Annotated in this window: 20 protein-coding genes; 9 read left to right on the plus strand and 11 right to left on the minus strand. The window is 70.5% G+C overall.

Annotated features, from left to right (window positions below; genetic code table 11):
• The first annotated feature begins 93 nt into the window (after positions 1-93).
• Genes AB0B61_RS25905 through AB0B61_RS25915 form a run of 3 tightly spaced genes read left to right on the plus strand, consistent with a single transcriptional unit; the run spans position 94 to position 2,566 of the window.
• Positions 94-882: an SDR family NAD(P)-dependent oxidoreductase gene (locus AB0B61_RS25905; RefSeq protein ID WP_358436556.1), complete on the plus strand. Its 789-nt coding sequence runs from the start codon at positions 94-96 to the stop codon at positions 880-882.
• A complete protein-coding gene (locus AB0B61_RS25910; protein WP_358436559.1) occupies positions 879-2,036 on the plus strand; it encodes an SGNH/GDSL hydrolase family protein in 1,158 nt (385 codons plus the stop codon). Before AB0B61_RS25905 ends, AB0B61_RS25910 begins: the two co-directional genes overlap by 4 nt.
• A 59-nt stretch (positions 2,037-2,095) precedes the next feature.
• Complete coding sequence (locus tag AB0B61_RS25915; RefSeq protein WP_358436561.1) at positions 2,096-2,566, plus strand: nuclear transport factor 2 family protein; 471 nt, start codon at positions 2,096-2,098, stop codon at positions 2,564-2,566.
• A 24-nt stretch (positions 2,567-2,590) separates the two neighbouring features.
• On the opposite strand, the gene corA is transcribed toward AB0B61_RS25915, so the two are convergent.
• Complete coding sequence (gene corA / locus AB0B61_RS25920; RefSeq protein WP_358436564.1) at positions 2,591-3,709, minus strand: magnesium/cobalt transporter CorA; 1,119 nt, start codon at positions 3,707-3,709, stop codon at positions 2,591-2,593.
• A gap of 53 nt (positions 3,710-3,762) precedes the next feature.
• Complete coding sequence (locus AB0B61_RS25925) at positions 3,763-4,239, minus strand: nuclear transport factor 2 family protein (protein ID WP_358436567.1); 477 nt, start codon at positions 4,237-4,239, stop codon at positions 3,763-3,765.
• Positions 4,240-4,488: 249 nt separating this feature from the next.
• On the opposite strand from AB0B61_RS25925, the gene AB0B61_RS25930 reads away from it, so the two are divergent.
• Together AB0B61_RS25930 and AB0B61_RS25935 are read left to right on the plus strand one after the other, a co-directional pair.
• Positions 4,489-5,187 carry a M50 family metallopeptidase gene (locus tag AB0B61_RS25930; protein ID WP_358436570.1) on the plus strand — a complete coding sequence of 233 codons (699 nt, stop codon included), beginning with the start codon at positions 4,489-4,491 and terminating at the stop codon, positions 5,185-5,187.
• Between the two features lie 45 nt (positions 5,188-5,232).
• Entirely contained in the window at positions 5,233-7,071 is a 1,839-nt protein-coding gene (locus AB0B61_RS25935) for a protein kinase (RefSeq protein ID WP_358436573.1), read from the plus strand.
• Positions 7,072-7,077: 6 nt separating this feature from the next.
• Here the strand turns inward: AB0B61_RS25935 and AB0B61_RS25940 are convergent, their stop codons facing one another.
• The 5 genes from AB0B61_RS25940 to AB0B61_RS25960 are packed head-to-tail and all read right to left on the minus strand — an operon-like array spanning position 7,078 to position 10,564.
• Entirely contained in the window at positions 7,078-8,082 is a 1,005-nt protein-coding gene (locus AB0B61_RS25940; protein WP_358436576.1) for an aromatic/alkene monooxygenase hydroxylase subunit beta, read from the minus strand.
• 2 nt (positions 8,083-8,084) lie between these two features.
• Positions 8,085-8,405, minus strand: coding sequence for an MmoB/DmpM family protein (locus AB0B61_RS25945; protein ID WP_358436579.1), 321 nt, complete (start codon positions 8,403-8,405; stop codon positions 8,085-8,087).
• 11 nt (positions 8,406-8,416) lie between these two features.
• The gene (locus AB0B61_RS25950; RefSeq protein ID WP_358436582.1) at positions 8,417-8,776 is read right to left on the minus strand and encodes a Rieske 2Fe-2S domain-containing protein; all 360 of its coding nucleotides are present in this window, start codon (positions 8,774-8,776) and stop codon (positions 8,417-8,419) included.
• Entirely contained in the window at positions 8,766-9,017 is a 252-nt protein-coding gene (locus tag AB0B61_RS25955) for a toluene-4-monooxygenase system B family protein (protein WP_358436585.1), read from the minus strand. The genes AB0B61_RS25950 and AB0B61_RS25955 overlap by 11 nt, the downstream gene beginning before the upstream one ends.
• On the minus strand, positions 9,017-10,564 hold the full coding sequence (locus AB0B61_RS25960) for an aromatic/alkene/methane monooxygenase hydroxylase/oxygenase subunit alpha (RefSeq protein ID WP_358436587.1): 1,548 nt from the start codon (positions 10,562-10,564) through the stop codon (positions 9,017-9,019). The genes AB0B61_RS25955 and AB0B61_RS25960 overlap by 1 nt, the downstream gene beginning before the upstream one ends.
• Before the next feature lie 118 nt (positions 10,565-10,682).
• Between AB0B61_RS25960 and AB0B61_RS25965 the strand changes: the two genes are divergently transcribed.
• Positions 10,683-10,931, plus strand: coding sequence for a hypothetical protein (locus tag AB0B61_RS25965; protein ID WP_358436590.1), 249 nt, complete (start codon positions 10,683-10,685; stop codon positions 10,929-10,931).
• Between the two features lie 90 nt (positions 10,932-11,021).
• Here AB0B61_RS25965 and AB0B61_RS25970 read toward each other — a convergent pair whose 3' ends face one another.
• The 4 genes from AB0B61_RS25970 to AB0B61_RS25985 are packed head-to-tail and all read right to left on the minus strand — an operon-like array spanning position 11,022 to position 17,363.
• Positions 11,022-13,121 (minus strand): DUF3488 and transglutaminase-like domain-containing protein, encoded by a 2,100-nt coding sequence (locus AB0B61_RS25970; protein ID WP_358436592.1) that lies wholly within the window; start codon positions 13,119-13,121, stop codon positions 11,022-11,024.
• Between the two features lie 56 nt (positions 13,122-13,177).
• On the minus strand, positions 13,178-14,254 hold the full coding sequence (locus tag AB0B61_RS25975) for a DUF58 domain-containing protein (RefSeq protein ID WP_358436595.1): 1,077 nt from the start codon (positions 14,252-14,254) through the stop codon (positions 13,178-13,180).
• 1 nt (position 14,255) lies between these two features.
• A complete protein-coding gene (locus AB0B61_RS25980) occupies positions 14,256-15,233 on the minus strand; it encodes a MoxR family ATPase (protein WP_358436598.1) in 978 nt (325 codons plus the stop codon).
• A gap of 15 nt (positions 15,234-15,248) precedes the next feature.
• A complete protein-coding gene (locus AB0B61_RS25985) occupies positions 15,249-17,363 on the minus strand; it encodes a hypothetical protein (protein ID WP_358436601.1) in 2,115 nt (704 codons plus the stop codon).
• Between the two features lie 244 nt (positions 17,364-17,607).
• Here AB0B61_RS25985 and AB0B61_RS25990 point away from each other — a divergent pair, with 244 nt between their 5' ends.
• The 3 genes from AB0B61_RS25990 to AB0B61_RS26000 all read left to right on the plus strand — a co-directional run bounded on the left by AB0B61_RS25990 (position 17,608) and on the right by AB0B61_RS26000 (position 24,026).
• A complete protein-coding gene (locus AB0B61_RS25990; protein WP_358436604.1) occupies positions 17,608-18,804 on the plus strand; it encodes a hypothetical protein in 1,197 nt (398 codons plus the stop codon).
• A 311-nt stretch (positions 18,805-19,115) separates the two neighbouring features.
• Positions 19,116-20,477, plus strand: a complete 1,362-nt coding sequence (locus AB0B61_RS25995) for a hypothetical protein (protein ID WP_358436607.1) — start codon at positions 19,116-19,118, stop codon at positions 20,475-20,477.
• 273 nt (positions 20,478-20,750) lie between these two features.
• On the plus strand, positions 20,751-24,026 hold the full coding sequence (locus tag AB0B61_RS26000; protein WP_358436610.1) for a chromosome partitioning protein ParA: 3,276 nt from the start codon (positions 20,751-20,753) through the stop codon (positions 24,024-24,026).
• Positions 24,027-24,175: the final 149 nt, after the last annotated feature.

A 24,175-nucleotide genomic window follows, 5' to 3' on the forward strand; every position in this document is an offset into this window, starting at 1 on the left:
CATGCACCTTCTATACCTACTGGTTCAAAAATCTGAACCTTTGAGTTGCATATGAACGATTCGGATAACTATGTTGAACCCATGAGTTCAGCAATGCTCCCTTTGAAAACCTTGGTGATCACAGGCGGCACGGACGGGATGGGCAAAGAGCTCGCCCGCACCTACCTGCGCCGCGGCGACACTGTCGTCATCGTCGGCCGCGACAAGGACAAAGCCCTCCCCGGCGCCTGTCTCATCGCCGCGGACCTGAGCCTGGTCAGCGAGAACAGTCGGGTCATCGACGAGATCAACGCCGCCTACCCGGCCGTTGACGCACTCGTGCTGTGCGCCAGGTACTTCCGCTCCTCCCGGTTCGTCACCGCCGAGGGAATCGAGGCCACCTTCGCGCTGGAGTACCTGAGCCGCTATCTCCTCAGCCACGGCCTGACCGATCCCGGGGTCATCATCAATGTGTCCGGCCCGGGCGTCCCCATGGGCCGCGTCCACTGGGACGACCTGATGCTGGAGCGCGGCTATGACGGGGTGGCGGCCCAGATGCAGGCCGGGCGTGCCAACGACCTGCTCGGCACCGCCTTCGCCGCCGAGCGGCCGAGCGGCCGTACCCGATATGTCCTGATCAACCCTGGACCCGTGTCCACCGCCTTCCGCGGTGAGTACGACGCCGCGACCGCCGCCCACGTCGAGCAGCTCAAAAGGCACGGCGCGCCGGTCGCCGAAGGCGTCAAACCCATCATCGCCCGCATCGACGCCCCGCCCGCCGCCCCGCTCAGCGCCTTCATGCGGAGCAAGCCGATCAGCCTGGACCACCCGTCATTCTCGTCCGAGGCCGCCGCGAGGCTCAGCGACGTCACCCGCCACCTGCTTGGAGGGTTGAACGCATGACCACCACATGGACGGCGGCCTTCAGGTCGGCCCCGGTCAGCGCGTACGAGTCGATGACGCTCATCCACCCCTCGCGTACCTTTCGTGACCAGACCCTGCGTCAGGTCGTGCGCGTCCGCGGGGCCGGTGATCGTCTACGGATACGTCTCAGCAACCAGTACGGCAAGCAACCCCTCACCATCGCCCGGACCAGCGTGGCCGCGCACGACACGCGATCCTCGATCACCGCGGGCACCGACACCGCGGTCACGTTCGGGGGGACAGCGCATGTGACGATCGACGCCGGGGCCGAAGCCGTGAGCGATCCCGTCGGCTTTGTCACAGCAGGCCAGAGCGACCTGGCGGTCAGCACGTATCACGCCTCAGACGCCGGGCCGGCCACCTACCATCCCTTCGCCCTGCAGACCGGTTACGTGGTAGCGGGCGACGCCGTCTCCCGGACGCGCCTGACGGCTGCCGAAGAGGTGGAATCCCGGTTTCACCTGGGCGGCATCGACATCGAGGCGCCCGAGGGACGCCAGGTGGTCGCGGCCTTCGGCGACTCACTCACCGACGGAGTGGGCACCGCCCACGGCACCCACCGTCGTTATCCCGACCTGTTGGCCGGCAAACTCGCCGACATCTCGGTGCTCAACCTCGGCATCGCCGGCAACAGACTGCTCAGTGACGTCTTCGGCGAACGCGGCATCGCCCGATTCGAGCGCGACGTGCTCGCCGCGCCGGGGGTGACGCACGTCGTCGTGGAGCTGGGCCTCAACGACATCGGCATCCCGGGCATGCTGGGCCTGCCCGCCGTACCGGCGGACGAGATCATCGACGGGCTCGGCTCGATCACCCAGCGAGCCGCGCTAGCGGGGCTGACGACGGTCGTCGCGACCCTGACACCCTTCGGTGGAGCGAACGGTGTCAGCCCCGGATTCGACACCCCCGAGGGGGAACGGACACGGCAGCGCGTCAACGAGTGGATCCGCGCCCACTTCGACGTCGTCGCAGACTTGGATCACGCGCTGCGCGACCCAGCGGCGCCGGCTGTCCTGCGGTCCGAATACGACAGCGGCGATCACGTCCATCCCAACGACGCGGGAGCCGAGGCCATGGCCGACGTCGTCGCCAGAGCCATACTCTCCGACCGGCCGGTGCGCGGCCTCCTTTAGGGATCCGCTTATCTCGGAGGTAATCGACAGGCCGCGCCAGGCTCGGACAAGCTTGCGGCATGACTCCTAACGCCGATGCCACCCGTGACGTTGTGGAAGCGCTGATGCGGCGTATCGCCGAGGGCGATCATGACCGTGTCGCCGAGTTGTTCGCCGAGCCGATCGACTGGCTGCTCTCCTGGCCCGCCGAGGGGCACCCGGCGGTGCCGTGGATCCGGCCGCGCTCGAGCCGAGCCGACGTGGCGGACCATTTCCGGACGCTGGAGGCCCATCACGTGCCCGAGCTGAACGGCACGTCGGTGGCGCGAATCCTGGTGGACGGGGCGGACGCCGTCGTCCTGGGGGAGATCGTGCAGACGGTACGGAGCAGCGGCACCGCTTACGCCTCACCGTTCGCGCTGCACCTCACCGTCGAGGACGGGCTCATCACCCGCTACCACATTTACGAGGACAGCCTCACGGTCGCGCACGCCCTCAGCGCTCAGGCAACGGAGGGCCCGGTGCGCGCTCCGGCATCAGCGAGCCGCTGACGACCCGTCACGCCGCCGAATCGCTCAGAGCCAGTCGCGGCGCTTGAAGACCGTGTAGAGGATCAGGCAGACCAGGCCCATCAGCAGCATCGCGAACGGGTAGCCGAACACCCAGTGCGTCTCGGGCATGAAGTCGAAGTTCATCCCGTAAATGGTGCCGACCAAGGTCGGGGCGAACAGGATGGCCGCCCAGGCGGAGATCTTCTTGACCTCCTCGCCCTGCCGGATGCTGGCCTCCGTCATCCGGGCGATCTCCTCGTTCTGCGCCTGCGTCACCAGCGTCGAGTTGACCAGCAGGATGTCCTGGAGCATCTGCCGGAAGGAGGCCACGCGCTCGTTGACCGTGATGGCGTGGTCGGCCACGTCACGCAGGTAGCTCTGCAGCTCCTCGTTGACGCCGTACTTGGTCGCCCCGGCGATGAACCCGTCGATCATCCGTACCAGCGGCGTGGTGGCCCGCTGGAACTCGATGACCTCGCCCGACAGCTCGTAGACGCGCCGGGAGACGGACGGGTCGCCGCCGAACACCTGGGCCTCGATCTCCTCGATGTCCTTCTGCAGCCCGGCGACCACCGGCGCGTAGCCGTCGACCACGGCGTCGAGGATGGCGTACAGCACCGCCTGCGGGCCCTGGCGGAGCAGGTCGGGGTCCGACTCCATGCGCTTGCGTACGGCCTGCAGATCGGGCGCTTCCGCGTGCCGTACGGTGATCACGAAGTTGGGCCCGACGAAGACGTGCAGCTCGCCGAACGCGACCTCCTCGACCTCGTCGAGGTAGCGGGCGGCGCGCAGGACGACGAACAGCATGTCGCCGTAGCGGTCGGCCTTGGGCCGCTGGGAGCCCACGATGGCGTCCTCGATGGCCAGCGGGTGCAGCTGGAACTCCTCGGCCAGCTTGGCCAGCTCCCAGTCCTTCGGCCGGTAGAGGCCGATCCAGGCGAGGCTGTCCGGCATTTCCTTGAGGCGTTCGAAGGCGTCGGCCAGCGAGGCGGGGTTGTCGACCCGCTTGCCGTCCTGGTAGATCGCGTTGTCGATGACGGTGGGCTGATACGGGGCCTCTTCGCCGGCGCGCGGGTCCATCGAGTGCTCAGGCGCCGGCTCGCGGGCGCTGCCGCCGCGTCCGAACCCCTTCATCCGTGCCATTTCCGCCCCTTAGCCGCAGTCTCTATTCGCAAAGGCTCTACTCACAGAAGGCTCTACTCGAGGTCGTCGAGCGCCCGCGTCGCCCGGTCCCTGATCGACTTGCGCCACATGGGCGTCCAGCCGAACAGCAGGCCGTGCGGCCTGCCCAGCGCCATCCGGGACCAGCGTTTGAAGTCGAAGTCGTCGTGGTGCCTGACGATCAGGCCGTCCTCGAACCTGAACAGCGCGTCGATCTCGTTGACCACTTCGCGACCCGTACCGGAGAAGGTGTAGCGGGAGGTCCAGCGCGCCGTGCCGGTGAAGTCGTCGGCCGTCACGTCGCTGAACTCCGCCTTCAGCCCGTCACTCGCGCCCAGCTGCAACCGCCACATCGCCATCACCCGGCGCCGCCCCTCCACCTCTTGGAAGACCGGGTCGCCGAAGCTGACCTCCGGGTGGTAGCAGCTCTCCATCGCCGGGTAGTCGGCGCGGCCGAGTGCCTCGTAGAAAGCGCGGATCAGCGCCACGTGCTGGTCGTTCACCTTGCCCATCAGATCATGGTTGTACCGTTATGCCAGCATACGGCCCCTGGCCAGTCGTCCCCCAGATCGAACGGGTGAAGAGCGGCCAGCCAGTGCGCGTACGAGTGGGGAATTGTCGGGAAATCTGTGCGGGCACCACCTTCCCCACAGGAACCAGATCAAGCAGAGCTGGTCGCAACTTCTCAAGAAAAGGCATACGGCGGCAGAATCTCGTTCCGCGAGCACGAGCGAGTCTTTACCTGGATAGGGTCTACCTCGATGGACAAGCTCTGGGCTCACCTGATCGAGGTTCAGCCTGCCCCCGACCCGTGGGTCGTGGTGGTCTCGGCACTCGTCGCGCTCGCGATCGTCAGTTTCGGCATGTCCTGGCAACTGTCCAGGGGCCTGATCACGATCGCCCACGAAGGCGGCCACGCGCTGATGGCGCTGGTCACCCGGCGGAAGCTCGAAGGCATTCGCCTGCATTCCGACACCTCCGGCGTAACGCTGACCAGAGGCCGGCCCACCGGTCCCGGCATGGTGCTGACCGCGCTGGCGGGCTACCTGGCGCCGTCGTTGCTCGGACTGGCCGCCGCGTGGTTGACCGAGCAGGGACGCATCACGTTGCTGATGTGGACCGTACTGCTGTTCCTGGTCTGCATGCTGCTGCTGATCCGCAACCTGTACGGCGCGCTGATCCTGCTCGCGACGGGTGGCGCGGTGTTCGCCCTGTCGATGTACGCGCCGGACAACGTGCAGCAGGTCGTGGCCCTGGTGGCGGTCTGGTTCCTGCTGTTCGGCGGGGTGCGGCCGATCATCGAGTTACAGCGCAAGCGGCGCAGGCGGCAGGCGCGTGACTCCGACGCCGACCAGCTCGCCCGGCTGACCATCCTGCCCGGCGGCTTCTATGTGTTCTTCTTCCTGCTCGTGGCGGGCGCCTCCGTGGTGGCCGGCGCCTATCTCATGAATCCGCTCTAGTCAGGAAAAATCACATTAAACTCGCCCGTGACAGGGGGGAGTACTGTGCTGCCAGTCGAGGACGCGCCCGGCTACCGGGTACTCGATCAGGCCGGCCAGGGCGGGTTCGCCATCGTCTACCGTGCCTACCAGGAGCGCCTCGATCGGATCGTGGCGCTGAAAGTCCTGTCCGTGGACCGGGTCGACCAGCGGACCATGCGCAGGTTCCAGCGCGAACTCCAGCTCACCGGCCGGCTCACCGGCCATCCGAACGTGGTCACCGTGTTCGACACCGGCGTGACGCGTTCCGGCAAGCCGTACATCGCCATGGACTTCTTCGAGAACGGCTCGCTGCGCGACAAGGTCCGCAAGGAGGGGCCGCTGCAGGTGCCCGACGTGCTGCGCGCGGGCGTGAAGCTGGCCGGGGCGCTGGCCGCCGTACACGAGGCGGGGGTGCTGCACGGCGACATCAAACCGCAGAACATCCTCATCTCCCGGTACGGCGAGCCGGCCGTGGCCGACTTCGGCGTGGCCAGGGTCGTCGACTCGGCGGAGATCTCGGCCACGGCGCAGGCGTTCACGCCGTTGCACGCGGCGCCGGAGGTGCTGACCGGGCAGCCGCACTCCGCCTCGAGCGACATCTACTCGCTCGGCTCGACGCTCTACCACCTGCTCGCCGGGCAGCCCGCCTTCCACAGCCCGACGGACCCGTCGATCGCGCCGCTGATGTATCGGGTGCTGAGCGCGGATCCGCCGCCGATCAACCGCGCCGACGTGCCACCGGTGGTGTTCGAGACGGTGCTGCGGGCGATGGCGAAGCAGCCGGAGGTACGGTACGGCTCGGCGCGCGAGTTCGCGCAGCGGCTGCGGCAGGTGCAGACGGAGCTGGGACTACCGGTGACGGACCTGGTCGGGCAGGATGCCGGGCCCGTGCCTTCGACGACTCCCCGGCGAGCGGACAGCGCCGAGCCCCCGGCGCCCGGCCCCTCGACGGGCGCGCACTTGCCCGGTACGGGTGCCGGCGCGCACTTGGCCGGACCGGTGACCGGTGCCCACGCGCCCAACCCGGCGGGCCAGGCGGGCGGCCCGCAGCCGACCGGTTACAGCCCTTTCGCGCCGCAGCCCTCGGGACCTCAACAGCTCGATCAGAGCCCTTTCGCACCGCAACCGTCCGGCTACCCCGCTGGGCCCCAGCCGTCGGGCCCGCAGTTCGGCGGACCGCAAGCGACCGGCTCCCAGTTCAGTAGCACTCCCGCCACGATCCCACCGGCGCACCCAGCGCAGACCGGCTCCTCGTTCGGCGCCGCATCCCCATCGCAACCGACCTATCCACCCAGCGCCTATCCGGCATCCCAGGGACTCCAGCCGGGCGGTCCCGCGCACGCGTCGAGCGGGCCTCCGTCTGGCGGTACGGGGACGTCTGGCAGTACGAGGACCCGGGTGATGGCGATCGGCGCCGCCGCCACGATCGTGGCACTCGCGGGCGCCGGGTTCGCCGTATACCTGTCGAGGCAGAACGAAGCCACCCAGGCCGACCCGCAGCGGTCCCAGTCCCCGTCGACCACCGCCAAGCCGTCCGAGAACATCGACAAGGACGCCCTGGCCGCGCTGGCCCCACGCCGGGTACGCGTGGTGGCCGACCGCAGCACGCTGGTGGAGCTACGGTGGGCACTGCCCAAGGAGTCGGCCCGCTACCCGGTCGTGGTCCAGCGCTCCCCGGCCAGGCAGGGCGAGCAGGCGATCACCGCCCTCCAGCCAGGCACCACCTCGGCCCGCGTGTCCGGCCTGGACCCGGACACCGGCTACTGCTTCCTGGTGGGCATCCCGCTGCAGATCTCGAAGACGAGCAAGGTCGCCTGGTCCAAGCCGGTCTGCGTCAGGGGCGCGGTCGCCAAGAACGGCTAGGTCTCGTCACGGTTCGCTCTGGCCGGTGCGGATGGCCGAGCGGAATCGCTCGGTCGCCGCGGTCACCGTCTCGCCGGGATCGGCGGGCTTCGGTGCCGCGGCGAACAGCGTGGCCAGGCCCTCGACCGTGGCCATGGCACGAGGTCGCCAGGTGTCCTCCCATTCCGTGAGGGTCTTCAGGTTCTCCGGGCGGGCGGCGATGGCGTACCGGGCCAGCGCCGAACTCCAGTCCTGGCTGCGGGCGGTGTCGACCCCGGAGTCGCGCAGGAGTCGCATGGTCAGGCCGTCGCCGTTGGCCAGGGCGAGATCGGCGAAGCGCTGCTTGAGCAGGGCGTCGAAGGCGGGTTTGACGACGAGGTTGAGTGCGGTGAACGCCTCGCCCCAGTCGTAGGCGAGCAAGAGCGTCTCCAAGGTCTCCCGAGCGGGCTGCCAGGCCGGGTCGTCCTCCCAGATGGCGCGGGCCGTCGCCCCGTCGGCGAGTTCGGCGCCGTGCGTGAGCGACAGCGACTTGGCCCGGTAGGCGATCCATTGCAGCGCGCGTAGTTCGTCGGCGCCCTGGAACAGTGCCGCGTTCATGATGGCGGTGCTCGGGGCGAGCTGGCCGACGTACTCGCTGGTGATCTGCAGGACGTGCAAGGCGAAACGGGCCGGGAGGTACAGGCGGCCCAGCACGGCGACCCAGGCGGGGTCGAGGCGCGCGTCGTGGTCGTCGGCCTCGAAGCTGTCGACGACGCCCTCGGCGTAGATTTCGCGTTCGTGCTGCAGGGCGATGTAGCGCCGGTAGTTGAGCTGGGCGGGGTCGCGGAAGCCCTCCCAGTCGGGGGCCTGCAGGGGCGATCCCTCCCGGTGCCGCAGGTACCACTGGTTGATCGCGCTGCCGGGGTCGAGGTCGAACGGGGCCGGTTGCCGGCCGAAGTGGTAGTGGAAGCCGCGGGTGACGATGTCGTACTCGGTGGGTCTGCGGCGTTCGCCGTCGAACAGGCTCCAGGTGCGCCGCCGGGTCGTGGCCATGGTCAATCCTCCCTGGTCAGGTACCAGACGAGTTCGTCGTCACCGATGTAGCGCATGCGGCCCGCGAAGCTCGCGATCGCGGGTTCCAGACCGGCCAGCGGGAACGGATGTCCCGCGGCTTCTTCCAGGCTGGCGCGGGTCAGGCGCAGCAGATGGGGAGCGTGGATGCGCACGTATCCGCCGTGGTCCTCGACGAGGAGCTCCTTGCCCGGATTGTCCTTCTCCAGCGCGGTCACCAGCGCGTCCACGACCTCGGGGTCGAATCCCCTGGCCACGGGTCCCACCAGTTGTCTGCGGTCATCTTGTCTGTGGACATCGGCCACGACTGTGCTCCTCATCCGCGGCATCGGTTGTGGTGACGCCGGCCGTCGGCCGGCACGGCTACGTAGATCCGCTCGCCGTCCAGGCGAACCGGGAAGGCGTACAGCCGGCAGGTGTCCGGGTTGTTTCCCCGGCCGGTCGTCAGATCGAACTCCCACCCGTGGCCCGAGCAGGTGAGCACCTCGCCGTCGAACTCGCCGTCCGCCAGCGGAACCTCCGAATGCGGGCACATACCCTGGTAGGCCCGCAACTCGCCGCCCGGCAGATGGACCAGCAGCACCTGGTCCTCCCCCACCGTGACCTCGGCGATGTCGCCCTCCCAGAGCTCGTCGAGGGTGCAGACGCCCGTCCAGGAGGGTTCCTCAGGATTCATCGAAGAACGCTTCCACGTGATCGAGCGGCCCCAGGCCCACCTCGCCGATGCGCTGCTCGGGCGGCAGCACCCGGCCCTCATAGCGAACGCGGATCGGGGCCGATCTGGCCGCCACCCGGTGACCGACGACGTGCTCGGCGATCTTCTGGCCGACGACCCGCGCCGTGTCCTGATCGTCGACGGGGATGAGCAGCGCGACCACGTCGTTCTCGAAATGCGCGCTCAGCGGTAGCAACGCCATCAGATCCCCCTCACCGGGCCGAGCGCCCAGGCGTAGTCGGTGGCGTCGCGTCCCTGCTCGGCTTCGGACAGCCCCATGTAGGCGAGGGCTCCGCTCAGATCGGGCGGGGAGATCTCGCCGGCCAGGAAACGGTCGATGAGCGACTTGTGCCCGGCGAACCGTTCCGGCCGTTGGGTGAAGATCCACTTGCACGGCTCCGAGCAGAACAGGTACGTCCGGCCGTTGTGGGTGTGCCGCAGCGGGGCGGCCGAGTCGAGCGCGCCCGCCATGACACCCGCGGCGCGGACGACCGGGATCTGGCAGAGGTTGCACATGATCGGCAGCGTCTCGGGGAAGGTCGCCGCGATGTTCCCGCTCCGCAGATTGTCCTGGATGACGTCCCAGTTGCGGCCGAACGTGCTGTTCCAGCCCGGGTACTTCTCCTCCAGCCACTCGCGTTCCTCGGCGGAGACACCCGCGTCCGGGTTCCACCACACGGTGGGCCGATAGTTCCAGACGCCGAGATGGATGGCGTGGTGGTACCAGGTGATTTCGTTGATGAACTGGTCCCAGTACCAGGGGTATTCCAGGCCGAAGTCGCGGAACTGCTCGGCGAACTGCTTGACGACCCAGTCCTCGATGAATTCCTTGAACGACATCCGCCGGCTCTCCAGCGGCGTGTAGTAATCCATCGACAGTCCCGTGAGCACCGCGAACGCTCGCCAGGAACGCCAGAACATGTGGTCGATCAGAAACTGTCCCCATTCCTTGTGCCCGTTGTCGATGAGCACCTTGATGGTCGGCTCGCCCTGCTGGGAATGGCGCGCCTCATCGGTCTGGATACTGGAGATCAGCGCCCCGAATTCCAGATCGCCGACGTCCATCGCGTCGGCCGCCATACCGAGGAACTGCAGGTTCGTGAAGCCCGTCTCCAGCGTGAAGGTGAGTTGCAGCGCGATGGAGACCGCGTCGTTGGCGACGAACATGTCGTCGAAAAGATGCCGGACGGCGAGCACTACCCAGTTGTCCGTGTGGAACGACTTCAACGCCCAGTCGGCGCGCGGCTCCTTGTCCAGCAGCCCGTACGGGAAGAACGCCTGGATCTGCCCGTGCCGCATCTCGTCCAGCGCGCCGAAGGTCGCCGTGTTGCGCCAGGCCGCCGACCTGCCGAATCGGGCCATGCGCGCCTCCCCGATGGCGGCCAGGTATTCCGGCATCGTGATGGCCCCGTAGTGCGCGAGGATCACCGACTTCCAGCCGGGATCCAGCTGGTCGAACAGCTTGGAGCGGCTGATCGTGTTCTTCAGCGAGTAGGTGGTGGCGTCCTTGGTGACCTGGTTGTGGACGTACTCGCGGTAGCTGATCTTGTACGGCTCGTCCCACCGCGTCCATGCCTCACCGGAAACTCGGTGCGAGCCGGATAACTCCTCCGGGAATGCCGCTTCTTCGGTGACATAGCGGAACGTCCAATTGGTGTCGCGTGATAGGTCGTACCAGTCGCTACGTGAAAGTCTTGTCTTCGCGTGCTCCCCGGTCATGATCCAGCGTTCCCCGGATGAAGCTTTCATGGCATCCGCGCTGGTCGTCGGGGACAGGCGGGGGCGGATCTTGCGGCGGTGCGGTCCTTGTCGTCCAATTCACGGTGATCGCTCTTCGCGATTTCCGCCCTTCATGAGGGGAGAACTGGTGCGTCGCCGACTCACCGCCTTGTCGTTTCTCGCGGTCACCGCTCTGGCGCCGATCCCGGCCATGAGCGCGCCAGCGCACGCCTCGTCCACGCTCCAAGTCGTCTACACCAACCTGCCCTATGACATCTGCGTCAGCTTCGGCCGGTCGGGCCAGGAGAACGGGCGCTGGCAGACCTGGTGGTGCAGCACCCACCAGCCCGAGAACCCGATGTTCTACACCTACGACCTGTGGGCGTACGTGAACTGAGGCGTTCTCCCGACACGGGTGCTGCCGTCGTTCCCATGGCGAGATCCAGCAGCACCCGCTTCCTCAGGTGACCTCAGGGTTTCCGGAGGGTCAACGTAGGAGCAGTCGCTTGCGGAGGCGGGTCTTGAGCGGCGTTCTGGCGCGTACGGCCTGGCGGACGGCGTCGCTGTGGCGCCAGGCCGCGTCGGCGGCGTCGTGGGCGACAGCGTCGGGAGCGTAGCGGACGAAGTTGGAAATATCGGCGAGTGGTCGTAGATGGGTGGATATGTCGGCTGGGTGCCGGGCCACCACGTCCTCGGCGGTCAGTGCCTGCTCCCCCTTCAGGCCGAGGTCGTCGCAGGTCTGCGACCAGGCGCCGAGCACTCGCCGCTCCGCGCCCGTCACGTTCCTGCGGGCCCGCCTGCGCCACCATGGCAGCGCCATCGCCGCACCCGCGTACACCACCAGGATCCCCGCCCCCACCGCCGGGACGATCACCCACAGCGGCGGCCCGGCCGAGGGCTTGCGACCGCCACCCGCAGTGGGCTTCTGATCGGCCTTCGGCTTGTTCACCGTGCCCTGGGTGAACTCGCCCTCCAGTTCCTCGCTCTCCTTGAGCGCGGAGGACACCACGTCATGGTCGTCCTTCGCGCCGCCTCGGCCGGGCGTGGGGTAGAACGGCCGCCAGCCGAGCTTGTCGAACTTGATCTCCGCCCACGCCATGACGTGGCCGGATTTAACGTGGTAAATCCCGTCGGACGCCTGCCCCGGCCGGAACCCCACCACGACCCTCGACGGCAGCCCGAGCGTCCTGGCCATCAGCGCGAACGTCGACGCGAACTGCTCCGAGGTCCCCCTGTGCGTGGTCTCCAGGAAGAACTCCAGGCCCTTGAGCGAATGCCCCGGCGGCGCGGTGACGTCGTAGGTGGCGCTGGTGCGCAGGTAGCTCTGCAGCCGGTACGCCTGCTTGATCGGCACGTCCGCGCCCTTGGTGGCCTGCTGGGCGAGCTTGCGGAACAGCTCTTCCTGAGGCCCGGCCGGGAACGCGGTCAGCGCCGGATCGTCGACCGGCGTGGCCGCGAGCAGGTCGGCCTTCGAGGGCTCCGCCACCCGCGAGGTCACCTCGTACGTGAATCCCTTGGCCGGGCGGCTCGCGGCCAGCAGCGCCCCGCTCCCGGGATCGACGGCCAGGCCGCGCACGCCGTCGACCTCGACGGGACGTTCGGCGCCGGGCAGCCAGGTGCCGGGCAGGCCGCTGAACGTGATCGTCTGGCGTACGGTCTGCGCCTTGCCCGTCCAGTCCCCCGCGGGCACCCGGCCGCCCGTCGGCTGGAAGCGGGCGCCGGAGGTCCAGCGGACGCCGTCATAGCGGTCGAGTACGGCCAGCCGCCAGTTGAGTGGCTTGGCCGCCTTGACGGTGAACAGGTCCCGGTCGGGGATCTGCAGCCAGGCGGACACGCGGTCGAGCGGGCTGACGCTGTCGACGCGTACCGGGGGCGGGAGTTCGGCGTCGTCGCGCGGGTTGTACGGCTCGGCGGCGATGGGCAGCAGCGGCCCGGCGACCAGGGCGACGGCGGCCAGCGCGGCAGCGGCCGGGATGCCCGCCAGCAGCCACAGCGCCGGCCGGTCGTCCCGGAGCAGGGCCAGGGCCGCGATGAGCACCACGAGGGCGGCGGCGACGGGCAGGTTCGATCCCTCACCGTCCACCCCGAACAGCAGCGCCACCCCGCATACCACGAGTCCGGGCACCGCGGCGGCCACCCGGGTCCTGGTGCGCGTCAGCGTCTCGGCGCCGACCACGGCGGCGGCCCAGACGAGCGTGTGCACGAGGATCAGCAGCCGCGGCTCCGGCTGGGCGGGCAGGAGCGTGGTGAGCAGCGCCCGCCACGAGTCGGCCAGGTCGCCGAACAGGCCGGGCGCGATGCCCTTGTACAGCGGCACGGTCCCGGCGAACCACAGGACCAGGTCGAGCACCAGCGCCAGCCACAGGGGCCGCCGCCGGCAGAGCGCGGCCACCAGGGCGGGGACGGTCGCGGCGGGCACGACGGCCAGGAGCAACTCGGTCCCGGGGAAGACGCGATGGAACCCCCACCCACCGACGCCGGTGACGGCCGCCACCAGCGCCAATCCCCCTGACCACCGCCACACCGGCCCGCCCGCACGCCTGGTCTCGGCGACCGGTGGACCGCCGCTGTGCGGAGGTGCGGGCATCGGAGGAGGGCCTGGCTCCGGCCGGGGGCCGCCGCTCGGTTCGGTCCGGCGGCGGTTCATCGCCTGCCCCAGGCCGGCGGCAGCGCGGCCAGGTCCGCGATGGGGACGACCGTCACGCCGGGCGCACTGAGCGGACCTGTCCCGACATATACGCAGATGATGCGGTCGAACCGCCGTCGCGCCCCCGCCGCTCGGGCGGCCTCGGCGGGGTCGCCGGTGATGACGACCAGCGAGCCGCCGCGGGCCAGCCGCACCGCCTCGCCGACGCCGGACGTACCGGACCCAACCAGGGCGAGGCGGTCCAGCAGCAGCTCGGGGTCGGTCTTGGTGTCGGCGAGCGGACCGTCGCCCGTGAGCACCCGCACGGGGAAGCCGGACCGGGCGGCGGCGACGGCGGCCGAGGCGGCGGCGTCCACGGCCAGTTCGGTGAGGTCGCGGGTGTCGAGCACGACCGTCGTGGTGGGCAGGCTGGCGTCGATGAGCTGGCGCACCATGAGCGTGCCGGTGCGCGCGCTGGACTTCCAGTGGACGTGGCGCAGGTCGTCGCCGACGACGTACTCGCGCAGGGTGTGGAAGGTGACCGTGCCGCTGGGGGCGTTGTCGCTGGTGGGGCCCTCCAGGTGGTGGGCCTTGCCCGACGGGGGCACCGGCAGCGCGACCGTGCGGGGGCGGACCAGGAGCGTGGCCGTCTCGCCGTACCGCCTGATCCTGCGGGTCAGGCCGAACGGGTCGGCGCGGACGAGCAGGAGCGGGCCGACGGGGATCTCACCGCGCACGCCGGTGGGCAGCGGGTACGACACCGTCCTGGCGGCGTTTCTGGGCAGGCGGGGCAGGTCCACCGTGTGCTCGGCCGTACCGATCCGGTCCTGCGCGCGCAGGCCTGACAGGCCCCGGCGGCCGAGATTGCGTACGTGAAGGACCGCGACGGCCGCGTCCCCGCGCGGCACCTTGAGCGGAGTGACCTCGCGGTGTACCTCCAGCCTCGGTCTGGGGGCGGTCCAGACGAGGGCGGCGGCCAGCGCGAGCACCCCGCCGGTGGCCAGCACGACGGGCTCCGGGTAGCCGAGCGCGAGCCCGGCCGCGTACAGGATCACGCAACCGGCGAGCGTCCCCCAGCCCAGCGGTGTCAGCACCTTAGGCCGCCTGCGGCACCGGCATCCCGGCGAGGAGCTCGCCGAGCACGTGCGCCGCGGTGACCTCGCGTAGTTCGGCCTCCGGGGTGAGGATCAGCCGGTGCGCGATGACCGGGACGGCCAGGGCCTTGACGTCCTCCGGCACGACGTAGTGGCGGCCGGCGGCGGCGGCCTTGACGCGGGCGGCCCGCAGCAGCGCGAGGCTGCCGCGCGGGGAGGCGCCGAGCCGCAGGTGCGGGTTGGTGCGCGTGGCGCCGCACAGGGCGACGATGTAGTCGTAGACGGGGTCGGCGACGTGGATGCGGGTGGCGAACTCGATCATCCCGGCCACGTCCGCCGCACGGGCCACCACGGGCAGCCGCTCGACCTGCGGCCCGGTGGGCATGCCCTTGAGCACCTCGACCTCCGACACGTGGTCGGGGTAGCCGACGGAGATCCGCATGAGGAACCGGTCGAGCTGCGCCTCCGGCAGCGGGTACGTGCCGTCCATGTCGACGGGGTTCTGCGTGGCGACCACCAGGAACGGCCTGGGTACGGGGTGCGGCTCGGCGTCGACCGTGACCCGGCGCTCCTCCATGACCTCCAGCAGCGCGGACTGGGTCTTCGGGGAGGCGCGGTTGATCTCGTCGGCGAGCACGATGTTGGCGAACACCGGCCCCTGGTGGAACTCGAACTTCTGGTGCGCCTGGTTGAAGATGGACACGCCGGTGATGTCGCTGGGCAGCAGGTCGGGCGTGAACTGGATGCGCCGCCACTCGGCGTCGACACTGGCGGCGATGGACCTGGCGAGCGTGGTCTTGCCGGTGCCCGGCACGTCCTCGATCAGCAGGTGTCCTTCGGAGAACAGGCAGATCAGGGCCAGCTCGATGGCTTCGTGCTTGCCGCGGATGATGCGCTCGATGTTCTGGGCCAGCATCTGGAAGCGCTGGGCGAACTGTGCCGCAAGCTGCTGCGGTTGCTGCGTCTGCTCGTTGTACAACTGAGGTCCCCTATCTCAGTCGGTGCATTCGAAGAGCGGAGCCTCCGGGAAGCCGCCCCCGTCCGGTGTGGCCACCAGCGTGTCGTTGAGGTAGCCGTTGCCCGCCGACGACTCGATCCGGTTCCAGATATCGCTGGACTTGCCGGTGGACTTGTCGGTGTAGGGCGAGCCCTTGGCCTGGCAGATCACTGTCAGCGTGATGTACTGGCCCTGTGGGATCCTTCCGGCCTCGCCATTGGCGGACGGGCCCGGCCGGATGAGCGTGTTGGTCTCGTCGTTGCTGGCGTTCTGGTACTGCTGTTTTGGATAGGCCAGGTCCACGTCCGCCGTGGCGGCGTCCTGGCTCTCCCCCGCGTCGTTCTTGGCCTTGAGCTTGAACTCGTGCTTCTGGTTGTTCTTGAGCCCTTCGGCGGTGAACGACGTGCCCTTGACGCTGTCGTTGTTCACCGCGCCGGAGAGCACGTACGTGATGCCTTCGCCGCCGCTCTCCGGGGCGTCCCAGGTCAGCTCGGCGCCGCGGTTCTTGGGCTTGGCGGCGAAGTTGGCCGGTTTGCCGGGGGCCACGCAGGGCTTGACCCCGGCGCTGGGCTCCGACTCCACCTGGCCGCCCGACCAGTGGGCGACGACCGTGAAGGTGTACTCGGCGCCGCAGCTCCCCCCGGAGAACTCGAACTGGAACGGCCCGTCGGCGTCCACCGACTGCGGCGTGGTCCTGCCGTCGCCGCCGGACACCTTCAGCGTGTAGCGGTCGACCTTGCCGCCGCTGGACGGGCTGAAGTTCACGCTGACGTGGCCGGGGCCCGACTTGGCGCTGACGGCGCCCGGTTTGGTGGGCGCGCTGGGCGTGGGCGTGGGGGTGGGAGTAGGGCTGCGGGTGGCCGAGGAGGGCGTCGGCGTCGGTGTCGGCGTCGGGGTTCTGCTGGGCTTGTGCGACGGCTCCGGGGCGTCCGTCTGGGTCGGCCGCGGTTCGTCCGTTCTGGTCGGGTCGGGCCTGGGGTCGGTGTTCGTCGGCTCGGGCCGTGGCGTCTGCTTGGGCTTGGGGGTGTTGGTGGGTCCCGGTACGTCCGAGTCGTCCTTGTCGACGTCGTGCTTGCGGCCTTCGGTGTCGACGACGACGGCCTTGTCGCCGTTCTCGTCGTTCGCCCAGAGCAGGCCGTCCTTGACGAACACGTCGACCGGGCCGGGTCCCTGGGCCACCTGGAGCTTGGTGGGCTGACCGCCCGCCGCGCTGTCCCACACGATCAGGCCGCCCGTGCTGCGGTCCGGGACGTACACCTTCGAGCCGAGCACCTGCGGCACGCCGAGCGCGGCCGGGTCCTTCACCGCGAACTTGGTGTTGAGCACCGAATTCGACTCCGTGTCGACGACCACGAGGAGCCCGGAGTCGCCGGGCGTGAGCAGCGGCACCAGCGAGCCCTCGGTCGAGGCCGGCGCCAGCACGCCGCCCTTGGCCGCCTGGGCGACCTCCTTGGGCAGCGTGATCTCGCCCACGCCGCCGTCCGCGCCGACGATCGTGGCGGTCGCGGCGCGGGTGTTGACGATCACCGGCAGGCCGCCCGCGATCGTGACGGCCAGCTCCTCGCCCGGCTCGCCGACCTTGACGGCGCTCGCGGCGACACCCTTGGTCACCGGTACGACCTCGCCCTTGGCCGTCACCGGCACCCAGAGCCGCCCGCCACCGTCGATGCGGGCCGGGCCGAGCGGGCCCGGCAGCGACAGCGGCGCGCCGACCGAGTTGAGTGTGGCGGGGTCGATCTGCTGGACCTTGCCCTCCGGGTCCACCGCGTAGCCGACGGCGCCCGAGACGACGAGTTGCAGGCCGGCCGTGCCGAAGTTACGGGTCTGCGCGACGCTGAGCTGGCCGGGCTCGATCCGGCTGACGTAGCCGCTGCCGTCGTCGACGAGCAGGACGTTCGAGCCGTCCTGGACGACGCGCAGCCGCTGGGCCGACTTCTTGCCGAGGTAGCCGTCGACCTCGCCGGACAAGCCGTTGACGTGCACGATCTTGCCCCGGGCCTTGGTCCAGAGCCAGGCGCCGACGTCGGCCAGCTTGGGCGTGGCGCTGGAGACGCCCACGCCGAAGACGGCCGCCAAGGCGACCAGGATCACGGCCACCGCACCGGCGATCACAGCAGTGGCACGGTCTCCGCGAAGTTCGCGGATACGCAAGGCGTCACTCACCCCGTACGTACGATTACTGAACGTTTGCCCCCGTATTACCCTGGATCACCCTAGCGTGCGGCGTGACTACTCGCAGGTAAGCACGCGACGTCGGGCACTTCTCGCAGGTAAGTACGTCAGATCGAGCACTACTCGCAGGTAAGCCCGTGCGGTCGGGCCGAGATTGTCGGTGCGAAGCCGTACCTTAGTGCCCGTGTCCGAACAGCCCTTGACCCTCGACGCCGCCCTCTCGGAGGAGGCGGTGCTGTCGACCTATCGCCGGATGTTCGCGGCGCTGGCCCGCGACAGCGGCGCGGTCGTCGACGACCCGGCCCTGGTCGACATCGCCGAGACGCTGTTCGCGGCGTTCGCGGAGGCGGGCGAGGAGTGGCTGACGCACGAGCAGATGCGCTTCGCCTGCCGCGCCTACCCCGGCGACCAGTTCGACAACCGGCTGCGCGTGCTCAAGGGGTTGGGCGCGATCCGCGAGGTGTTCCCCAAGCCCAACCAGCTGCGCTATCGGGCGTCGTTCACCAGCGTGGTCGGGCTGATGTTCATCAGGCGGATGATGGACGACGGCGGCCAGTCGGAGATGCACCGGCTGCTCGCGCTCGAAGACCTCAACGTCGCCGACCCGCGCACCACGATGGAGGAGGCCAGGCAGAGCGCCGCCAACCTGGCCAGGGCGTTCCGGCTGTGGGCGCTGGAGCTGATCACGCTCACCATGGGCACGATCGAGGAGCTGCGTGAGCAGGCGCCCAAGCTGTGGGGCACCGAGGAGATCGCGCGCCGGGCGCAGGGCCTGCACGGCACGATCCTGACCCGCTGGCCCGCGCTCGACCGGGTCTGCACCGACCTGCGGGCGGCCATCTACGCCTACAGCGACGCCTCCCGGCGGGCGGCGGGCCGCCTGGCCGACTCGGCGGGCACGACCCGCAACCTGACGCTGCTGCCCACCGAGACGTGGCGCACGTTCTCGCAGACCGCCTCGCGCGAGCGGCTCGCGGCGGTGCTCGACGGCTTCGTGTTCGACGCGCCGGCGCCCTGGCACGACCCGGCGGCGATCGCCCGCGCGGTCGACGAGGCACCCCGGCCGGCTCCGGCCCAGCCCACTCCCCCGCGCTCCACCCTCGCCGACACGGGCCCCGAAGGCTCGCTCGACTCCACGCCCAACGCGGCGATCGAGCGGCTGACCGAGGTGGCGGAGTCGCTGCTGGGGGCGTCGTCGCGGGTGGCACTGGCCGACATACTCCGGTCCGACTGGCCCTCGGCCCGTCGTCTGCTGGCCGACCTGACGACGGTCGATCTGCGGCCTGAGCTGCCTTATCGGCTCGTGTGGGCCGACGACCTGACGATCTCGCCAGGAGGCGAACCGGCCTGGCTGTCCCACGGCTACCTGGAGCGCACCTGATGGCCCAACTCTCGTCAGAAGCCGCCGGCCCGGACCTTCCCTCCTCGGAGCCCGCCAGCACGCGCGGCTTTTCTGGGGGCCCCGCTGCGGAACGCTCTTCGGCGGACGCCGGCGGGGACGGCACTTCGACGGGCGTCGGCGGGGGCGGCTCTTCGGAGGGCACCGGTGCAGATGGGCCTTCGGAAGGCGCCACCGCCGGTCGCACATCGGAGAGCTCCGCTGCGGGCCGCACTTCGGCAAGGTCCGGTGGAGGCCGCACTTCGGGAGGCGCCGGTTCACGGCGCGCACTGGGGGACGACGCGGTCGCTCACGTGCGGGCGCGGTCGGGCGGGCCGCTGCGGCTGGGGGCCGGTGTCGCCGCGCCTCCCGGGATGCTACGGCTCACGCGCCCCGACTCCACCGGTCAGGCCCTGCCGGTGTGGCCCGACGCGGCCACCCCGTCGCTGCTCGACGAATACCAGGTGCCCCCGGTCCCGGTCGAACGTTCGGGCGAGACCCGGCGGGTGCTGGCGGCGACGCTCAAGTGCTGCTGGAGCGACCTTTCCGTCGACCCATGGCCGGGCACTCCGGCGCCGGCCGAGCTGATCCTCGACACCTACCGGGCGCTGATCGGCCGGGCCGACGACCTGATGCGCAACTGGGCCATCGGGGCGCTGCGCCGGCTGCACGACTCGGCGTGGATCGTCATGTCCGACGGCGTGGTCTCGCTGGGCCCCCGCTGCGCCCTGTGGCCGGTCGAGTCGCACGCCCAGCTGAAGGAGCTGGTCCGGCGCATTCCCACGCCGGAGCAACGGGACCTCACGGTGGTCGCGGACGCCGACATCGTGGCAGCCGCCACGGCCGCCACCCAAGAACCCCACGGGCTGCAGGAACCGCCCACGGCGGAACAACCCCCCGCCGCGCAGGGGCCGCTGGTCGTACAGCAACCGCCTGCCGAGCAGGAACCACCCATCGCGCAGCAGCCGTCCGAGGCGCGGGTGCAGGCGCAGGATCCGGCGATGGCGGCAGTGGCGGGCCGGGTCGAGGGTGGTGCGGCGGAGTTCGATGAGCTGCTGGGTGGCTATGACGAGCGGCGGCGGGCCGAGCTGGTGGCGGCGTTCATGGCGGTGGAGCATGGCGCCGAGCCGGTGCCGGAGGCCCGGTTCGGCGGGCTTCGCGATCCCGCGCTCCGCCACACGCTGGGCGAGATGCTCGCCCGACGAGGCCGGACGTTGATCCAGCACCGCGAGCGATGGACCTCGGGCTACGACGACGCCTACCGAGCCGAGCCGACACCCGCGACCACGGCAGCGGCCGGGTCGGCGGCGGGGCTTGGTGAGAGTGAACGGGCGGTGTTGACGCTGGTGCTGGTGCATTCGGTGGCGATCCCGCGGGCGGAGGGGTTGCTGCCCGACGACACCTGGCTGTCGCCGCATCCCACTCCCGTCGACGAGCTGCGCCGCCACACCCAGCTGCCGATCGGCGAGCTGGAGGCGGCGCTGCGGATGCTGCGACATGCCGGGCTGCTGACCCAGGTCAAAGCGGGCGAGGAGGCCGGCGGCTACGCGCCGGGACCGCAGTTTCACCGGCTCACCCCGGCAGCGCGGCGACGGTTGCAGGAGGAGCTGATCCTGGCGGCCGGACCGCACAGCCCGCTGGCCGCGGCCGTACGCGCGCGGAGATCGGCGGGGTAGCCACCCGGACCTGCCAAGGCCGGATAGCCATCTGGCCCCGACAGGCACCAAGCGTCAGCCCCGGTCGGGGTAGCGCGGTGAACCGGTACCAAGCGTCAGTCCTCGGCCGGGCGGGGGCGAACAGACAGCGGCAGCCCCCGCCCGGGCGGCACGGTGAACAAGCGGCAAGTGTCGGCCCCGCCTGGGTCGGCGTGGCGAACAGACAGCAAGCGTCAGTCCCAACCGGGGCGGCGCGGTGAAACGGAAGGACTACGGGGGTCACAGGTGTCGCAGGTGGAGAACGTCGTCGGGGACCGGGTGTTGATCGCCATGCAGGCGGTCAACATCTCACGGCTCTCGACCCATCCGGTGCCGACCGTCCCCGGCACGCTCATCGTCGTCGCCGGAGCCGGGCCCAAGGACTCCAACGGCGCGGGCAAGTCGTCGTTCATCGCGTCGATCACGGCGCTGCTGGGTGATGAGCAGTGGCGTTTCGCCTCGGGCGCGAAGGCGGTGTCGGAGCTGCTGTTCAACGCCGAGCTGGCCAGTGGCGCGGGCGCCCGCCAGTGGGCCAGCGCCGACCACGGCTACATCGTCGGCGTCTTCGGCCAGCCCGGCGCGTCCTTCGACCTGCCCCTACGAGCCACCGGCCCAGTTCCCGACGCCCTCACCTCAGATGAGACCGCCGCACCGGCGCTTGGCACCCCCACCACGGACCAAGCCACCGAGCCGGAGCAGATCAGCGTGGACGCGGAGCCGGCCGTGCCGGATGACGGTGAGTTGTTCTCCGTGCCCGACACGTCCGGCGGGGCCGTCACCGTGTGGCTCAAAGTCAACCAGGAGGCGCCCCACCTGGAGATCCGCTGGCGCGACGGCGTGCACCTGGCCTCCGCCGCGTCCGAAGCCGAGCGCATGGTGCGCGCCGACGAGATGTGGGCGACGCTGCCCAAGTCCGCCGGGCGCCGCGACGTGGTGGCCCGCGACCTGACCAAGGTGCTCTACGGCGACCGCATCCGCTGCGTGTCGTTCCTGTCGACCTCGGTCCGGAGCAAGGTCGCCACCAACCTGCTCTCCCAGCCGCTCAACGAGATCTCGCCGGAGCGCGTGTTCGAGGCCATCGCGGCCCTGACCGGCCTCGACGCCGAGCTCGAGCAGGAGCGCGAGGCTCGCCGGGACGAGCACGCCAAACGCGTACGGGCGGCGCAGGCGGCCGATCGGCTGGCCGAGTTCGAGGCGGAGTCGAGGGCGTTGCTGACCACGTTCGACCGGCGCGATCAGGCCCGGATCCGGCTGGCCGACGCGCTGCGGTGCTGGCGTGGGCGTCAGGCCCGCAAGCTGGACGACGCGGCGGCCAAGGACGAGCTGCTGGTCGCCGAGCTCGAACGGCACCGGGCCGCGGGCGAGACGGCGGCCGAGGCGCTCTCCATGGTGAAGGCCGAGATCACCACGCTGAAGGACGACACGCTCGACCGGCGGGTGTCTGAGGCGCGCAAGGAGCTGGCCGCGATGCAGGCGCGGGCCGCCAAGCTCGACGCCGACCGGGCCGTGGCGGAGAACTCCGCCGACGAGTTGCGCGGCCTGATCCCGGCGCTGGAGGAGACACGCCGGTTCTCGGACGGCCGCGATGTGCCCACGGCCGAGCGGGAGCTGCGGGAGGCGCGGCTTCGGCTGAACGAGGCGCTGAAGGCGTTGGGCGTGGCCGATCGCGAGGTGGCCTCTGCCCAGGCCGCGCTGGACGACGCCGAGGGCGGCCCGGCCGCTGCCCAGCTCAACGCGCTGGCCGCGGCGGGCGTCGTGGCGACGGGTCTCCTGGACGCACTGGACGTGGCCGAACAAGCCCGCGACTACTCCCACGCTCATGGTGATCAGGCCGGATCCGCTGGTCGCCCATCCCCCAAGGCAGCCGCGCGGGCCGCCGATCAAGCCGCAAGGGCCCCTGGTCAAGCGGCCGATGGCGCAGCCAGTGGGGCAGCCCGTGGGGCGGCCGGCGGAACAGCCGCCGGGGCCACCGGCGGAGCAGTCACGAACGCTGGCAGTGGTGGGGCCGGGCTCGGGCTGGAGGAGTTGCGGGGGTGGCCGCACGAGCACGCCGTGATCGTCGACGCCGGCCAGCTCGACGCGGCCGCCGCGGCCCTGGCTGAGCTGCCCGGTTCTGTTCTGGTGAGTGCCGCCGGGGTGAGCGTGGTGGGGGCGTTCGACGGGGAGGCGACCGGCCGGGAGGCGCGGATCAAGGCCGCCGAGCACCGGCTCAACCGGGCCAAGGACACCCAGGAGACGGCGGCGCAGACCGTACGCGATGGGGAGGAAGGTGTCGCGGAGGGACAGCGGCGGCTGGAGGGGGCGCAAGCGGGGGTGCGGCTCGCCGAGCTGGAGGCGAAGCTGGCCGGGCGGCGGGCGCGGCTGGGCGAGCTGACGACGGCGCTGGAGGAGCTGGCACCCGCGGTCGCGGAGGCCGAGCGGCAGGCCGCCGCGCTCGACTTCCGGGCCCGCACGAAGGACATGGAGATCGAACGCCTGGAGGGGCGGCGGCAGCGGCACGAGAGCGAACGGGCCCGGTCGCGCCAGGACGAGACGAGAGTGAGCGGCGAACGGGAGGCGCTCAAGGTCGAGGCGCTGGCCGCCGACTGGGGCGGCACCGCCGAGGGAGCGCGGGAGTGGCTCAAGGCGCTGCCCGAGGGCGAGCGATCGCGTACCGCCGAGGAATGGTGGCGCGTCGCCGAACGCCACTTCGACCAATCGCTGCGCGACACGTTCCCGGAGGAGGACGCGGAGATCCCGGAGGAGCTGCGGTTCCTGCTGTCCGAGCGTGGGGGGAGCACGGCGCGGGAGCAGGCGACGTTCGCGGCGGTGTGCGGCTCGCTGGCCTCCTACCTGCGCGGACAGGAAGAATACGAGAAGCACCAGCGGCGTCAGATCGAGGCGCAGGTCGTGTCGAGGCAGCGCGACCTGGCCGCGGCCGACAAGGGGGCGGAGGAGGCGGCCAGATCGACGGCCGTACACCGGGCGGCGCTGACGGCGGCGATCAAGTCCCGGCTCACGCGGGTCGCCGAGGAGTTCGAGCAGCTCGACACGTCCTACGGAGGGTACGGGGCGACGCTGGAGTTCCCGGTGCCACCGGCGCCCGCGGATCCGGAGCAGCGCTGGCAATGGCGCGTCACGCCCAAGTGGCGGCGCGGCGAGGGCCAGGGCTTCGTCCCGTACAACCGGCGGGCCAACACCGCGCTCATGGACGAGAAGGCGGTCAAGCTGGTGTGCGCGGCGGCGATCGCGTCGTCCGGGGGCGGGCATCTGTGCCTGGTGCTCGACGAGCTGGGCCGCAACCTGGGCAAGGAGCACCGGCGGGAGGCGGTGGCGCTGTTCCGGCGGATCGGCGAGACGTACGGGATCACGGTGATCGGGGCGCTCCAGGACGACATGGAGCCGTACGCGATCGACGCCTGCGGGCAGTACATCAAGCTCAGGCGCTCGTCGGACGCGATGCCGTACAACGAGCCACCGGTGATCGTCGGGCACGACGAGCATGCGGAACGCGTGCGGGCATTGGCCGCCTACGTGGACAGGAGCGCCTGATCGGCGGACCCGCCCATGGGTGCGAGCCGCCCCATCCGGGTCTGCATCAGCTCCCGTACGGGTCATGTTGCGGCCGATACGGGAGCGCCCCATGCGTGCGGACCGGACTTGATCAGCGGACGCGCCCCATATGCGCGGGCCGTTACCTG

The organism is Nonomuraea sp. NPDC049158, assembly GCF_040648335.1.
Lineage (GTDB): Bacteria > Actinomycetota > Actinomycetes > Streptosporangiales > Streptosporangiaceae > Nonomuraea.